Genomic DNA, 15,295 nt, shown 5'->3' on the forward strand with positions numbered 1-15,295 from the left:
GTTGTGTTTATGACAGACTTAGATGCCGACGCGTTGATCAAGATTCGACGCGACTTGCACCAAATTCCTGAGCTCGCGTTGCACGAAACGCGGACCCACGACTACCTCATGCAGCTGATCAAATCCTGGCAAACGCCATGGATGACTATCAAAGGTGTGCCGGAAGTACCAACCGCCATCATGGTGCGGTTGGCCGGGACGGATCCGCTGCGAACGATTGGTTACCGTACCGATATTGACGCGTTGCCCGTCACTGAAGCCACCGGTTTGCCATTTGCTTCGACGATTCCAGGCCAGATGCACGCCTGCGGTCACGACGTACACATGACCGTGGCGCTGGGAATCCTCCAGCACTTTGCGGTCAACCAACCGCGTGACAACATGCTGTTCTTCTTCCAGCCTGCTGAGGAGGAAGATTACGGCGGTTACCGGGTCTACCAGGCGGGTGCGTTCAGCGGCGACTGGAAACCGGATGAATTCTTTGCCATTCACGACAATCCGGCCCTGCCAGCCGGTCAGCTGGCCACGCGGCAGGGGACGCTGTTTGCCGGAACTACGGAAATTTACATTACCTTCCGTGGCCTGAGTGGGCACGCGGCGTACCCGCAACGGGCCAAAGACCCACTGGTAGCGGCGGCAGCCTTCGTGATGCAGGTGCAAACGATTGTGTCCCGTAACGTGGACCCGCTGCGTGGCGGGGTCGTCACGATTGGCGAGTTGCACGCCGGGACGGTGCCGAACATCATTCCCGGTGAGGCGTCATTGATGGGGACCATCCGGGCATTCCGGCAGTCGGATATTGAGATGATGCAGCAACGTGTGCGTGACATTGCTAACGGGGTCGGCGCCACGTACGGCATCGATGTGGACCTTAAGCTGATCCAGGGCGGATACATGCCGGTAGAAAACGCGCCCGAACAGACGGCGGACATGATGCAGTTCATGGCTGGCGATCCGCAGACCGACTTTGCGGAGGCAGAACCAGCGATGACCGGGGAGGATTTTGGCTTCCTGACGCAGAAGTTCCCGGGCACCATGGCGTGGCTCGGGGTCAACGACCCGGAGCACACGCTACACAGCGATAAGCTGAGTCCGGACGAGGCGTCCATCAAACCCGGCGTCGACGCCTTCATCCGCTTCTTCGAACACCGGATGCAGTAGTAGTTGGCGTGTGCCGCGAGCACAGATTCACGCGTCCACGGCGGCGGCCAACGCCACCAGCCGGTACCAAAACCAAACTAATTTAAAACGTTCACAACCAGAAAAAAAGTGCTATCATTTGTGTTTCAAGAAAGGACGGAGAATATGTTTGAGAATGAACCGATTATGACGGCCATCATCACGCCGTTTACTGATGATGACCAAATCGATTTCGACGCCTTGGACAAGTTGGCCGACCGGCTGATCCACGAACACACCAACGGATTCGTTGTTGGTGCTACTACCGGTGAGGCACCAACCTTGACCCATGACGAAAAGATTGCGTTGTTCCAACACTTTACCAAGCACGTTGCCGGCCGCGCGAGCGTCGTCGCCAACGTGGGGACTAACAGCACCGCCGCTTCCGTGGCCTTTGCCAAAGAGGTTAGTGCAATCTCCGGGGTCGACGCCGTACTGGCGGTCAACCCGTTTTACAACAAGCCGAGCCAGGCGGGGATGGTGGCCCACTTTGAAGCCATCGCCGACGCTTCGGCGGTACCAGTGATCATCTACAACATTCCGGGACGCACGGTGGTCAAGCTGGACAACGATACGCTCGTCCAGCTGGCTAAGTACCCGAACATTGGCGGCGTAAAGCAGTGCACGACCGTGGACGACTTGGCCTACCTGGTTCAGCACACGCCGGACGACTTTGCCGTCTACACCGGTGAGGACGGCCAGACGCTTGGTGCCATTAAGAGCGGTGCCCGCGGAGTGATCTCCGTGGCTTCCCACCTCTACGGCGAGCGAATGTACCAAATGATTACCGACTACCAGGCCGGCAAGACCGATGTCGCTCAGGAAACGATGGACTGGCTGCTGCCCCGGATGGACGCGTTGTTCGCCTACCCATCCCCAGAGCCAGTGAAGATGGCGTTGGCAAAGCGTGGCGAGATCAAGAACAACCTGCGTTTGCCCATGATTCCGTTGAACGACGCCGAGACACAGCACGTACTATCAGTATTGGAGGGTTAATTTTTTATGACAACAGTATTTGTATCTGGTGCTTCCGGGAAGATGGGCCGTAGGGTAGCACACATGTTGCAGGCTACCGACGACATCCAGGTTGTTGGCGGACTGGACCGTGCCGCGAGCGATGCTGAAGATTTCCCCATTTTTGGTAGCACCGACGACATTAACGTGACCGCGGATGTGTGGGTGGACTTCACCATCCCCACTGCAGCCCGCAAGAATGCTGAATATTCCCTGACCCACGGTTTTGATACCGTCATCGGGACTAGTGGCATGAGTAACGATGATTTTGACGCCTTAGGCAAACTGGCTGCAGCTAACAACCGCAAGGTAATGATCGTGCCGAACTTTGCCATTTCTGCCGTACTAATGATGCAATTTGCTGCTAAGGCCGCAAAGTACATGCCGGACGCTGAAGTGGTGGAAATCCACCACAGTGACAAGGTCGACGCACCGTCTGGGACTGCCCGGGCCACGGCGCAGGCCATCAACAAGGCCCGCACCGCCAAGCCAATTGCACCCAAGCAGACGGACGCACCGGCGCGTGGTGAGTGGATTGACAACGTGCCGGTCCACGCACTGCGCTTACCAGGTTACGTGGCGCAGGAAGAAGTCATCTTTGGTGCCGAGGGCGAAAGCCTGAGCATCAGCCAAGTATCCTATGATCGTTCCTCGTTCATGGCCGGGATCCGTTTGGCCGTCCGCAAAGTGGCGACGTTGCCTAACGCCCTGACGGTGGGCCTGGATTCATTGCTGTAACAACCTACGCGCTCAGAAAGAAGACTAATTGTTATGCCAGAACTAAAGTCTAGCATCACGGGACTCGGCAACCAGGCGTTAAGCACGGTCCCACCGTCCGCCATCCGGGCGGTTGATAACAAAATTTCTAACATCCCCGGTATTATCAAACTGACGCTGGGGGAGCCGGACTTTGCGGTTCCGGAACACATCAAGGAGGCCACCAAAGCGGCGATCGACGCCAACTGGTCACACTACGCACCGTCCTTTGGTTACCTAGAATTGCGTGAGCAAATCAGCCAGTACCTGGCCGACCGCTTTGACGCCCACTACCAGGCTGACGGTGAAGTTGTGGTGACGGTGGGTGCAACTGAAGCCATTTTTGCCACCATTAGGGGGTTGTTCAACCCCGGTGATACCATCATTGTGCCAACCCCAGAATTTCCGCTGTACGCCAACGTGGCGGCCATCTGTGGCCTGAACGTGGTCACGGTCAGCACGGCGCCGGAGTTTGTCCTGACGCCGGCACGGTTACGCGCGACGTTAGCGGCGCACCCGGAGGCTAAAGCCATCGTGTTGAACTACCCGAACAACCCGACTGGTGCGACCTATACGCACGAACAAGTGCGCGCAGTAGCCCAAATTTTGGCGGATACGGACCTGGTGGTCCTGTCCGACGAAATATACGCGGAGCTGACCTACCGGGAGGACCATATCAGTATGGGGCACCTGTTGCCCGAGCAGACGATCCTGATCAGCGGTTTTTCCAAGTCGCACGCGATGACCGGTTACCGGGTCGGTTACGTGGCCGGTCCGGCCGCATTGATCAAGCTGGTGGGGAAGATGCACCAGTTCCTGGTCACCACGGCCGCTAGCCCGATGATGAAGGCGGCGGAGGAAGCGTTACGGCATGGCCGGACGGACGGCACGGATATGCGTGACATCTACCGTCAGCGCCGCGACCTGATTATGGGCGCGTTGAGCAAAGCGGGCTTTACTGCACCGACGCCAGCCGGGGCGTTCTACGTGTTCGCAAAGATTCCGGCGACGATGCCGCAGGATGATGTGCAGTTTGTGTATGATTTGGCTGAGCGGGCCAAAGTCGGAGTGGTTCCCGGGTCCGTCTTTGGTCCCGGCGGTGAGGGCTACATTCGCTTGTCGTACGCCGCGTCAACGGAGAACCTGGAGGAAGCCGGACGGCGGATCCAGGCATACGCAGCTGACTTAGTCGATTAATTGACAGTAAATGGGAGATTTGATCATGACAGAAAAGCAGTATGTAGTAGCAATTTTGGGTGCCACTGGGGCCGTGGGTACCCGGATGATCCAGCAGTTGGAACAGTCCACCATTCCGGTGAAGGAAGTGCACCTGTTGGCTTCCTACCGGTCCGCCGGTAAGACGCTTTACTTCAAGGGTGAACCCGTTACCGTTGAAGAAGCCAAGCCCGAATCCTTTGACGGTGTGGACCTGGTCCTGTCCTCAGCTGGTGGGTCCGTATCCGCAAAGCTGTTGCCTGAAGCCGTGAAGCGCGGGGCGGTTTGCGTGGACAACACCTCTTACTTCCGGATGAATGACGACGTACCGTTGGTTGTACCTGAAGTCAACGAGGATGCGTTGGAGGGTCACAACGGGATCATTGCCAACCCGAACTGCTCAACCATCCAGATGGTGGTGGCGCTGGAACCCGTACGGCAGAAGTTTGGGCTGAAGCGGATCATCGTGTCGACCTATCAGGCAGCTGGTGGTGCTGGCCAGTCCGCCATCAATGAGCTGAAGCGTGAAGCGCAGGAATACCTAGACGGCAAATCGATGAACGCCGAAATTTTGCCGGTCAAAGGGGCCAAGAAGCACTACCCACTAGCCTTCAACCTGTTGCCACAGATCGACGTCTTTGAAGACGATGGTTACACGCACGAAGAGTGGAAGATGATCCACGAAACCAAGAAGATTATGTTGGGCGACAAGAATTCTCCAGACATCAAGGTCACGGCTACCTGTGTGCGGGTACCCGTACCGGTTGGCCACGGTGAGTCCGTATGGTTTGAAGTCGGTGATGGCAACACGCCTACGCCGGACGAACTGCGGGCCGCAATGGCTGATTTCCCTGGTTTGGTGGTTCAGGACGACCCCGCGACGCAGTTGTACCCACAGCCACAGACGGCCGAGGGTAGCCGCGACACCTTTGTCGGCCGGATTCGTCCGGACCTCGAAACAAAGGGTGCGTACAACTCCTGGGTGGTTTCTGACAACCTGCTCAAGGGTGCGGCCTGGAACGCGGTCCAAATTGCGGAGTGCCTTGTGCGTCGCGATCTGGTGCGCGTGCCTGAAGGTGGCGCCGCTAAGTTTAACTAACGCGAATTGACATTGACGGGGCATACCGCGTGGTATGCCCCGTTTGCGTGGTGGTAGTCGATTATCGTGGATCCAACCGCCATCACCCAGAAATGCGTACGTAGGTATAAAATAAATCCTAAACTAACGGAGGCTAACACATTGCGGGTATTACTGACTGGAGATAGCTTAATGGCACGGCGCGAGGACGCGCACGGGCCGCTGATCAACAAGGCGTTGCGTAACCGGCGGCCAGGATTGGTCGTGGACAACACGGCGGTCAGCGGCGACCAAACGCCGGACCTCTTAGCGCGTGTGGATTACGACGTGGTTCAGCGGCCGCACGCCGACTGGGTGTTTGTGCTGATCGGCACCAATGACGCGGCGGCACACAAGTTGGTGCCACTCGCGCAATTTCGGGTCAACCTGGAGCAGATCGTGGCGCGCATCGTCGCGGTATATTCGGCCGATCGCGTGGTGCTGATCACGCCGCCACCAGTTAATGAACGGTTGCAGCGCCACCGAAGCAACGCGCGCATTCAGCAGTACGGTCAGGTGTTGAGCAAAGTCGCGGCGGCATATGACGCACGGGTGTTGGACCTCTACCACCTGTTTATGGTCACTCCCAATCTGGAAGCTACGGTGGACGGAGGCCTCCATGACGGGTTACACTTCGGCAAGTTTGGTTACGGCATCCTGGCTGATGCGATGCTCAGGTTAATGGACGGAGCGACAAATTAGCGTCCTTTCCGGGCAGTGGCGTCGCTGGCGGACCGGTACAGCCGGCAATACGCATTTAGGCGCCTTTTTTCGGCAAATTTGCCTGCTCATGTCACAAAGTGCACGTGCCGGACTTATAATTGACTTGCAGAGTGGGGTGTCGGCGTAATTGGCCAACTTGGTCGAATGAAGGAGCTGATAGTGATGTGGGAGCAAATTACCGGTTTAGTTGTTCTACTAGGTGCGGTGTGGCAGTTCTGGATTACCAGACAAACTTTTCGTGGGGTACGCGACCACGGCAACGCCGGTACCAGTCCGTTTATAGGGTTTGGTCTATGGTACAGCGTCGTGTTTGGGGTGCTTCTCCTCGGTGTGGGCATCGCGCTGGTGTTACGCTTATTCTAATAATTAATAAAAAAGTATCAGCCGCAGATTCGTGGCTGATACTTTTTGGACTATTACGGGGTACTTATTACTGTTGCCGGTGGTCGAGCCGCCAGAAGACGAAAATCGTGATGCAGTAAACGAGTAGCAAGACGATCCAGTAAACAAACGGGATGGTGGCGCCGATTACGGTCATGACTAGCTGGAACACAAAGAAGATGAGGAAGAACACCCCGATGATCGGCCAGGCCTTGGTCCGTGCTTCACGGTCGGCGAGGATGGCGCTGCCGACAGGGAAGATGGCGATGTACAGCAAGGCCAGGGAACCAATAACGGCTAGACCAAATGAACCGGTGTGGGTGAGCCAAATCGACGCAAGGACGAGTGCCGTATAGACAATGGTATTGTATGTAAAACGTAAGCGTAACAAGAGTGGTGCCTCCAGTTTGTCCCGGCGTGCGGCCGGGTCATTTGTTTATCGACCATTATATCAAAAAAAGAATGCGGTTACTTTGCATGGTGCTGTTCAATCAGCCACAAACTGACTAGGGCCAGCAGGTACAACACGCCAGTTAACGTCCACGTAATGGGACCGGTGGCTACGATGTACACCCGTACTAGCGTGTACAAAACGAGGTAGAGGACGTAGGGCCCAGCCAGCCGACCCAAAATGTGGACCCGTTCGTCGGCATTAGGAACCAGGGCGGTGCCGACGGGGCCCATCACGATCAGCAGGATACCCAGCAGCGGCAACACCCCCAGCCAAAACCCAGGGGTGTAGTGGCCGAACTTGGCCGTGATGGGTTCGATCCAGCCGAGGAAGATGGCAAAGGCGCTGAAAACTAGGGCGCTGTAAGCAAAAGTACGGTGGCGCACGGTGAGGCCTCCTTAACGTAGCGAGATAGTGGTGCTGAGTTGTCACAATCATTGTACAGCTTTGCGGTGACAAGCACTGAGGCGAACTGTAGCTAATTGAGCGTCAAATCCCGGCGCCGGTAGGTTAGTGTACCAGCCAGGAGTAGTGCTAGCCCCAGTCCGACCATCCAGCTAAAGGTGGGCCAGGCTACCTGCACGATGGGCACGTGGTTCACCCAACCATATGGCGTGATGCGCTGGCACCACTTGGGTAGATCAACTAGTGGCCCCAGGTACAGGGAAAAGACCCCGTAAATGGGGCAGACCCAAACCAGGTTTTGGGTTAGGGGCCAGCAACCTACTGACGGCGTTAGACCACGCCGGTTGACCAAAAATACTGGCATGACCGGACGTGGCGCGCAACTGGCCCAGTAAGATCCGGATGGTGGTGGACTTACCAGCCCCATTTGGCCCGATGAACCCAAAGACTTCTCCCGGATGAATCGTGAAGGTGACGTTGGTGAGTGCTTGGAACTTACCAAAACGTTTGGTGAGGTGATCAAGCTGTACAACTTCGGTCATGAATAGGCCTCCTTCAGCCGGTCCTGCGGCCTTGATGGCCTCAGTGTAGGCGGTTGCAAGTGGGGCGCCAACGGTTATTGGTTGATACACCGTGGATGGTTACCGTCCTGGTTCGGAAACAAAAACAAGCTCAGCAACGGGAAATCCCGGTGTTGAGCCTGTTGTGGGGTGAATGCTGCGTTAGTGGGGCTACTAGCGGGCTTGGCAACGAGCTGTGCGGACCAGAAAGCCCCTGATGCTCGCGCTTCCTACCCGCGGGCTCTACTTGCTTAACCTCGCTGCTGCCTCTTCATCAATGAACAGAATCACGTTGTTATGCTTCTGCAGTACGGAGGCTGGCACGTCCTCTGTCACTGGACCCTCGACTGTGGCCTTAATGGCGTCCGCCTTGTCTTCACCGAAGGCCAGCAGGATGATTTGCTTGCTCTTCATGATGGAACCAATGCCCATTGAAATGGCGTAACGTGGTACATCTTCTTCGTGTTCAAAGAAGCGGGCGTTAGCGTCAATCGTTGACTGGGTCAACGCTACTTTGTGCGTGCCACCGTCAAACGGCGTCCCCGGTTCGTTGAAACCAATGTGGCCGTTGCGCCCAATTCCCAATAACTGAATGTCGATTGGGTGTTCCTCAATGATGCGGTCATAGTCCTTGGCGGCCTGTTCAATGTCTGCCGCCTGGCCGTCCGGCACGAAGCTTTGCTTGAATGGCTTCTTACTGAACAGGTGCTGGTTCATGAAGTAGTGGTAACTCTGGTCGTTCTTGGGGTCCAAGCCCACGTATTCGTCCAGGTTAACGCTGGTCATGTGGGAGAAGTCCAGGTCACTACTCGTCATGTCGTCGTACAGGTCGACGGGGGAGCTACCCGTAGCCAGACCCAAAGTCTGAATGCCATGGTTCATCGCGTCCTTAATTACTTCAAATGCTGCCTTGCTTGCCGCTGCCTTACCATCAAATACACGTACGTCCATGATGTTATCCTCCTCGGTTGTGCTCTCTCTTTTGGTCTATACCAATAATAGTTCCATCGGGGGTAAAAGTCAACCCTTGGGGCATAGTGACCTGACAGTAAAAAGCCCTACCAACCATACAAGGTTGGTGGGGCTTTTTACGGTTGGTGTTACTTATCGCTCGGTTCAGGGTGTGCCGCCCAGAATTGCGTCAGCGTTTGCGCGAGTTCACGCGTGCTGCGCGTGGTCGCCGTGACCTGCCAGTGGGCGGGTAGTAACTGCCGGTAACGCGGCTCGTTAAAGCGTGCGTCCAGCAACAGGATGACCCCGACATCGTGTGCACCCCGAATCACGCGACCCCCCGCCTGGAGGACGTTGTTCAGCCCGGGCAACTGGTAGGCGTAGGCAAAGCCCTGGCCGTTACGTTGTTGGTAGTAATTTTTGATCCGGTCAGTTTCGCTGGACAACCCCGGGAGGCCCACCGACACGATGGCAACGCCAATGAGCGCCTGCCCCCGCAGGTCGATACCCTCGGCAAAGCTACCCCCGAGGACAGCGAAGCCAACAACAGGTGGCTGGCCGGGGGCAAAGGCGTCCAGGAACCCTTGGCGTTCCGCCGCGGACATCGCACTACGTTGGGTGACCACGTCGAGCTTCGGGTTGGCCCGCACAAAGGCGTCGTGCACGGTTTGTAGGTAAGCGTAGGAGGGGCAAAAGACCAGGTAGTGACCGGCCCGCGCCGTCACTAAGACCGTCAGCGCCGCAATCAACGCTGGTAAGCTCCTGGTGCGCTCCCGGTAGGTAGTCTGCACGTTGCTGGCAATGACCACCGCTTGGTTGGCCGGCGGGAAGGGTGAAGGCAACGTGTAGGCGAGGCTGTTCTCGACGCCCCCAAGCACATCTTGGTAGTAGTTCATGGGCGTCAGGGTGGCGGAAAATAGCACCGCCCCGTGGCCGAGGGCCAACCGCGCGTCGACGAACTCGCTGGGGTTGAGGCACATTTGCTTGACCGTGATGTCATCACCGGTACGGGCGACGCGGGTTTCGAAGGCGTCGTCGTACAGCTCCGCAATTTTGAGGTAGGTGTTGGCGGCAAAGAAAGCGTCGAGCCCGGCGTCCTGCACCTGGTCGACTGCCGGTGACTTTTCGGCTTCCAACCATTCGTGAAACTGGGTGGCAAAGGCGTCCAGACTGTCGATCAACGGGTCGATGGGGTCCGCTTGGAAGTGTTCGTCCTGTTGGAGGTTCGCGTCGAGTACGTCAAACGTGTCCTCCACCCCGCGGATACTCTTGCGCAGGCGGGTGATGCGACCACCTTTGAGTCCCTTCAGTGCGGGGAGAATGTCCGCAAAGGCTTGGCGGGATACCGCCGCACTGTACATGTCGCGGGCGCGGTCCACCAGGTTGTGGGCTTCGTCCACCAGAAAGCAGTTTTCGGGGTCGGGATTAGCAAAAAAGCGTTGCAAAAACACCCGCGGGTCGAACAGGTAGTTATAGTCGCAGATAATGACGTCACAAAAGAGGCTCGCGTCGAGGGAAAACTCGAACGGGTCGACCGTGTGCTTTTGGGCGTATTCTTCGACCACGGCCCGGGTGATGCGGTCGTTGTGCGCCAACATGTCCAGAAGGGCTGGCTTCAACCGGTCGTAATAACCCAGCATGTACGGATTTTGCGTTGGCTCGTCCGGTTCATCGTCAAACCGGATGGTGTCGCGGGCCGTGATGGTGATACTTTTGGCCACCAGGCCGGCATCCCCCATCAGGGTCATCGCGTCCTCGGCGACGTGCCGGGTGGCGGCTTTGGCCGTCAGGTAGAACGCCCGGTTAATCAAGCCCGCCCCCATGGCCTTGACCGCGGGAAACAGGGTGGAAATGGTCTTGCCGGTACCAGTGGGCGCCTGCACGAACAGACGCTGGCCGGTGTAGATGGTTTTGTATACGGCCCCGGCAAAGTCGTGTTGGCCGGCACGAAACTCAGGAAACGGAAACTTGAGAGCCGCGGCCGTCTCGTTACGGCGGTTAATGATGTCGCTGCGTAACTTGATCCAGCTGGCAAATTCCTTAATGAGGGCCGCATACTGGGTGGCGAGTTCTTCGGCGGTGTACTCGCGGCGATGGTGACTTTCGTCCTGATTTCGCGTGTTGACGTAGATGAGGTCGATGGTCAGCTCCGGTAGGTCCCGGTCCTGGCATAGATAGTGCCCGTACGTTGCTGCCTGGGCCCAGTACCGGTCAATGGTGTTGGCGGTCAGTTGGTCAAAATCGCGGGCCGACGTCTTGATTTCTTCCAGCACGACCGGTCCGTCCGGGAACGTAATGACCCCGTCGGCCCGGCCGTCGATGGTGTAGTCCGCCCCAGCAATGGTTTCGTCACGTTTAAGGTAGACCTCGGCTTCGTATTCATAGTCGGCGTTGTCGGCGTGTGCGTCCTGTATCCGCCGGTGAATGCGGCTACCCATCATGGCGGTATTATTGCTGGCTTGCGTAACTGGGTTGAGGTCACCGCTGCGGACGGTAAATTCAACTAGTTCGCGGACGCCAATTCTGGTTGTGGGCATTCACCACGCCTCCTTTACTATTACTAGGGCTATCGTATCCCAATTTTAAGGGGTTGATGGTAGCCGCGTGGTCAAGGGTACTTGCGTCATTCAGTATAGAGGTTTCAACAGTGCCTGACTACTAACAACCTTGCAGGGGGTGCGGGGGTTCGATATGATGAGTGCAGGTATGGGGGCACGGCGACGTGGCCCGCAATTAGAGGAGAGTCAATTTAAATGGAAATTAATGTACAGAAATACCTAGACGCCGTGACCAACACGGACTACGTCATCAGTGAACATACAGTTCAGCCAGTGGCAGTGGAACAAGAAGGGGTCGCCGCCGCGTTGGCGCCGTTGCTGGCAGATGCCCAGACTAATCTGGGTGCGGGCCGCATTATGCGCAGTGTGGTGACCATCGCCAGTGCCGAACCGACGACCGTGGCGCTAGAGGCGGGGGTGGTGAACCTCCCGATGGCGGACGCAAAGAAAATTACCAACTTTTTGGGCAACGATGAAATTGTGCCGGTGCGGTTGTACCTGGTGGTCGCAAACAAGTTTTTGAACGCATCGGGTCTCCGCATCGACGAAGTGGCCACGGCCGATGAGTTCTTGGCCCATCCCGACCAGTACGGTCAAGCAATCGTTGATTCCGTGACCGAGAAGCTGGCCCACATTGCGACTGAAGCTGCCAAGCCGCAGGAAGAGGTCAAGCCCAAGACTGCAGCGCAGGCCACGACCCGGCGGACGACGCGTACTGCCAAAAAAGCCACCACAAAGAAGGCGTCAACCAAGCGCGCCACCGCGAAGAAGACCACGAGGAAGGCGACAACCAAAACCACGACCCGCAAGCGTAGTACCACGAAGAAGAACACCAAGTAACGCGGGTTGCCTTAGGGGGAGAATTTATGACCAACCAAATAATTTTGCTAATTATTACTGGTGTGGGTGCCGGTATTCTGGGGGCCATCATGGGCATCGGTGGGGGCATGATCATTACCCCCGTCCTGACTGTGTTGATGGGCTTACCCATCCAATACGCAATTGCCGCTAGTATCGTGGCCGTTATCGCGACTAGTTCCGGCGCGACCATCGCGTACTTGCGCGATGACATGTTGAACCTGCGGGTGGCGATGTTTCTGGAAATCGGGACTACGGTGGGGGCGATCGTAGGGGCCATCCTGACGGGGATGATCCCGTCCAGTATCCTGTACTGGTTGTTTGGGGCTCTGCTCGTCTTTTCCACCTACAACATGATCCGCAAGCTGATTGGGAAAACGGACGCCGCACCGGCTGACCACCCGGACGAGTTAGCCACCAAGCTGAAGCTGAACGGAACGTACTTCGACAAGTCGACCCAGAAGCAAGTTGATTACACCGTCACCAACGTCCCTGGGGGGATGACGATGATGTTTGGCGCCGGCTTGGCGTCGGGGATGCTCGGTATCGGTAGTGGGGCGTTCAAAGTGATTGCGATGGACACCATCATGAAGATGCCCTTGAAGCCCAGCAGTGCGACCTCCAACTTGATGATGGGGGTAACAGCGGCGGCTAGTGCCACGGTCTACTTCTTTAACGGCTCCTTGCACCCTGGTATTGCGGTACCACTGGCCTTAGGCATTTTGGGCGGCGCACTGATCGGTTCGCGCATTATGCCGCTGATGCCAACGCGTCTGTTGCGGATGATCTTTGTGCCCATTATTGGCTTCATGGGCATTCAGATGCTGCTGAAAGGATTCGGGGTGAACATCTAATGCAAAATCGTGAACGGGACCATGTCCGCGAAGAAAGTAAGTATGTGGCCTTAATGATTGGGCGCATCATGCGCATTGGGGTGATGGCGGCGGTCGTGGTCCTCCTAATTGGGTTAGTTATGATGATGTTTCAGGGGGGCCAGTTAACGGCTGCGACCCAACCCCACCGCTTTGGGACTATCTTTGTCGGGCTGATGCACGGACAAGCCGATGCGGTCATGATGGTGGGGCTATTCCTCCTCATCTTGACGCCGGTGCTGCGGGTAGTCGTGTCGATCTACGCCTTCATGGTGGAGCACGACCAACTCTACGTGTGGATCACGACGGTGGTGCTCATCATTTTGGTGGTCGCGATGATCATCGGCTACTTTGGATAAAATAACCCGAAAATACGTTTGGGGCTGTACTTACAAAAAATAAGCTGCTAAGATAACTCTTGTAAGCAAAAACTAAAGGTGGTTATGAAAAACATGGAAACTAAATTGTTAGATTTGTTGAACCAGCGTCACTCCATTTACGCACTGGGCAAGAACGTTAAGCAGAGCGACGACGAAATCGTCGACCTGCTGGAGAACACCATTCAAGCAACGCCGCATGCGTTCAATGCCGTGACGACGCGCGCCGTATTTTTGTTTGGCGATAAGCATGACCAGCTGTGGGACATTGTGGTTAAGCGTCTGAAGAGTGAGGTACCAACTGAGGCAGCTTACGAGAAGACGAAGGCCAAGATTGCCAGCTTCAAGGCGGCTTACGGAACGATTCTGTACTTTGTGGACACCGACCAGGTTGCACAGCTGGAAAAGGACTTCCCACTGTACGCAGACAACTTTAAGGATTGGGCAGAGCAGGCCGAAGGTGCCATCCAGACGAATGCTTGGGTCGCACTGGCTGAGAATGGTTTGGGTGCTAACTTGCAGCACTACAACCCAATTATCGACGACTTGGTTAAGGATGCCTTCAACATCCCGGCTAACTGGAAGCTCCGCGCCCAGATGGACTTTGGTTCGATTGAGGCCGGTGCTGACGCCAAGGACAAGATGAGCAAGGACGACCAGTTCAAGGTCCTCAAGTAATACCGAATAACCCTATACACGTGCACCAACAATACAAATATTCAACCAAAGCCGCGATCACCATCGCGGCTTTTTTTATGCGGTCGCTGGCCCGGTGACTGGTTAGGGTCGGCGGCGTGACGGCTTGGTGGACCGCCGCATCGGATCCGTAGGTGTTGAGGGATTAGCGTTATACTAAAGTTAGTAAGTTATGAGGAGGTACCAGTATGGTGAATATGGTCATGGGTATGCGGCTATTTGGTTTGCGCCACCTGATGCGCGAAGCAGCGCGGGGAAGCAATAATAGTGGCGGTAGCGGAGCAATTAACATCATCATCCTCATCGCCGTCATCTTTGCCCTCTGGTACTTGATCGTGCCCCGCCTGCGGGTACGGCGGCGTAATCAGCAGCAGCAACAACGGGTGACCGCCTTTTCCGATGCCGTCGAACAGCCCCGGCCTGAACGCAAAGCTACGGCGTTACCGCTTGGCGTGGGTAATCGCGATGAGTTTATGGCTTTGGCCCGGCAGGTGCAGGCGGCGATTGACCAGCGCGATACGACCGAGTTGACCCGCTACACGACTAAACAGGCGTGGACGCAACTGACGCGCGGTTGGACGCCTGATGCTGGACCGCAGGGTTACACCGAGCTGACCTTTGATGACTTGCAGCGGGTGGCCACGCCCAAAGATGAATTGCACATCCGGGCCACGATTACACGGGTGACCATGCGGGTCGGGGCCAGTGAACCGGATCCGGCGCAGACCACCACGCAACTGTGGGAATTGCAACGGTCTGAGCATGGCTGGGTCGTTAACAAAATTACGCCCGTGAAAAAATAGTTTTTTAATTACTGATAGTAGGTACTATAAGTAAGCAATTCTGTTAGTGCTTAATGATAAATGTGTTATTTTTAACTTTTGATAGTTGCAGATAGTAACAATAAACGGTACACTGACGTCAGTTTAAGATTCGTGTTTAGGCAATGATGAGAAGAGTAGCTATTTTAACCGTTATTCAGAGAGGTCCGCTTTGGTGTAAAGGATCAACGGTTTGGTAGTGAAGATGGCCTCGGAGCTGAAACCAGCAATACTGGTTCGTGGGCAAGCGTTACTTTGCCGGGTATCTACCATTTGTGGGTGGTGGTACCGTTGAGGCGTGCTTCGGCACGTGAACGTAGGGTGGTAACGCGCGTGGGCGTCCCTTAATCCGGTAACGGAT

The 15,295-nt window shown here is 56.2% G+C and carries 16 protein-coding genes and 1 pseudogene; 12 read left to right on the top strand and 5 right to left on the bottom strand.

Annotated features, from left to right (window positions below; all coding sequences use genetic code 11):
- The first annotated feature begins 9 nt into the window (after positions 1-9).
- The 7 genes from FD19_RS08540 to FD19_RS08570 all read left to right on the top strand — a co-directional run bounded on the left by FD19_RS08540 (position 10) and on the right by FD19_RS08570 (position 6,367).
- Positions 10-1,161: an N-acetyldiaminopimelate deacetylase gene (locus tag FD19_RS08540; RefSeq protein WP_056969774.1), complete on the top strand. Its 1,152-nt coding sequence runs from the start codon at positions 10-12 to the stop codon at positions 1,159-1,161.
- Positions 1,162-1,305: 144 nt separating this feature from the next.
- Positions 1,306-2,175: a 4-hydroxy-tetrahydrodipicolinate synthase gene (dapA, locus tag FD19_RS08545; protein ID WP_056969777.1), complete on the top strand. Its 870-nt coding sequence runs from the start codon at positions 1,306-1,308 to the stop codon at positions 2,173-2,175.
- Positions 2,176-2,181: 6 nt separating this feature from the next.
- Entirely contained in the window at positions 2,182-2,931 is a 750-nt protein-coding gene (gene dapB / locus FD19_RS08550; protein ID WP_054750841.1) for a 4-hydroxy-tetrahydrodipicolinate reductase, read from the top strand.
- A gap of 33 nt (positions 2,932-2,964) precedes the next feature.
- Positions 2,965-4,146 (top strand): aminotransferase class I/II-fold pyridoxal phosphate-dependent enzyme, encoded by a 1,182-nt coding sequence (locus tag FD19_RS08555; RefSeq protein ID WP_054750842.1) that lies wholly within the window; start codon positions 2,965-2,967, stop codon positions 4,144-4,146.
- Between the two features lie 25 nt (positions 4,147-4,171).
- Positions 4,172-5,263, top strand: coding sequence for an aspartate-semialdehyde dehydrogenase (locus tag FD19_RS08560; RefSeq protein ID WP_054750843.1), 1,092 nt, complete (start codon positions 4,172-4,174; stop codon positions 5,261-5,263).
- Between the two features lie 66 nt (positions 5,264-5,329).
- Positions 5,330-5,983, top strand: coding sequence for a GDSL-type esterase/lipase family protein (locus tag FD19_RS08565; RefSeq protein WP_268872340.1), 654 nt, complete (start codon positions 5,330-5,332; stop codon positions 5,981-5,983).
- A gap of 183 nt (positions 5,984-6,166) precedes the next feature.
- Positions 6,167-6,367 carry a hypothetical protein gene (locus tag FD19_RS08570; RefSeq protein WP_054750845.1) on the top strand — a complete coding sequence of 67 codons (201 nt, stop codon included), beginning with the start codon at positions 6,167-6,169 and terminating at the stop codon, positions 6,365-6,367.
- 67 nt (positions 6,368-6,434) lie between these two features.
- On the opposite strand, the gene FD19_RS08575 is transcribed toward FD19_RS08570, so the two are convergent.
- The 5 genes and pseudogenes from FD19_RS08575 to FD19_RS08595 form a co-directional block, all read right to left on the bottom strand.
- Complete coding sequence (locus FD19_RS08575; RefSeq protein WP_054750846.1) at positions 6,435-6,776, bottom strand: hypothetical protein; 342 nt, start codon at positions 6,774-6,776, stop codon at positions 6,435-6,437.
- A gap of 77 nt (positions 6,777-6,853) precedes the next feature.
- A complete protein-coding gene (locus tag FD19_RS08580; RefSeq protein WP_054750847.1) occupies positions 6,854-7,222 on the bottom strand; it encodes a hypothetical protein in 369 nt (122 codons plus the stop codon).
- A 354-nt stretch (positions 7,223-7,576) separates the two neighbouring features.
- Positions 7,577-7,783 (bottom strand): annotated as a pseudogene (locus FD19_RS08585) (ATP-binding cassette domain-containing protein); the annotation flags it as partial.
- Between the two features lie 261 nt (positions 7,784-8,044).
- A complete protein-coding gene (locus FD19_RS08590) occupies positions 8,045-8,752 on the bottom strand; it encodes a glucosamine-6-phosphate deaminase (RefSeq protein WP_056969781.1) in 708 nt (235 codons plus the stop codon).
- A 149-nt stretch (positions 8,753-8,901) separates the two neighbouring features.
- Positions 8,902-11,289 carry a helicase C-terminal domain-containing protein gene (locus FD19_RS08595; RefSeq protein WP_056969783.1) on the bottom strand — a complete coding sequence of 796 codons (2,388 nt, stop codon included), beginning with the start codon at positions 11,287-11,289 and terminating at the stop codon, positions 8,902-8,904.
- Between the two features lie 216 nt (positions 11,290-11,505).
- On the opposite strand from FD19_RS08595, the gene FD19_RS08600 reads away from it, so the two are divergent.
- The 5 genes from FD19_RS08600 (at position 11,506) to FD19_RS08620 (ending at position 14,916) form a co-directional block, all read left to right on the top strand.
- The gene (locus FD19_RS08600; protein ID WP_056969785.1) at positions 11,506-12,150 is read left to right on the top strand and encodes a hypothetical protein; all 645 of its coding nucleotides are present in this window, start codon (positions 11,506-11,508) and stop codon (positions 12,148-12,150) included.
- A 26-nt stretch (positions 12,151-12,176) separates the two neighbouring features.
- Complete coding sequence (locus tag FD19_RS08605) at positions 12,177-13,022, top strand: sulfite exporter TauE/SafE family protein (RefSeq protein WP_054750850.1); 846 nt, start codon at positions 12,177-12,179, stop codon at positions 13,020-13,022.
- Entirely contained in the window at positions 13,022-13,399 is a 378-nt protein-coding gene (locus FD19_RS08610) for a DUF1634 domain-containing protein (RefSeq protein ID WP_054750851.1), read from the top strand. The genes FD19_RS08605 and FD19_RS08610 overlap by 1 nt, the downstream gene beginning before the upstream one ends.
- 93 nt (positions 13,400-13,492) lie before the next feature.
- A complete protein-coding gene (locus FD19_RS08615) occupies positions 13,493-14,095 on the top strand; it encodes a nitroreductase family protein (protein WP_054750852.1) in 603 nt (200 codons plus the stop codon).
- Positions 14,096-14,301: 206 nt separating this feature from the next.
- The gene (locus tag FD19_RS08620) at positions 14,302-14,916 is read left to right on the top strand and encodes a hypothetical protein (protein WP_054750853.1); all 615 of its coding nucleotides are present in this window, start codon (positions 14,302-14,304) and stop codon (positions 14,914-14,916) included.
- Positions 14,917-15,295 lie beyond the last annotated feature (379 nt).

It is taken from the genome of Lacticaseibacillus thailandensis DSM 22698 = JCM 13996 (genome assembly GCF_001436135.1).
Taxonomy (GTDB): Bacteria; Bacillota; Bacilli; order Lactobacillales; family Lactobacillaceae; genus Lacticaseibacillus; species Lacticaseibacillus thailandensis.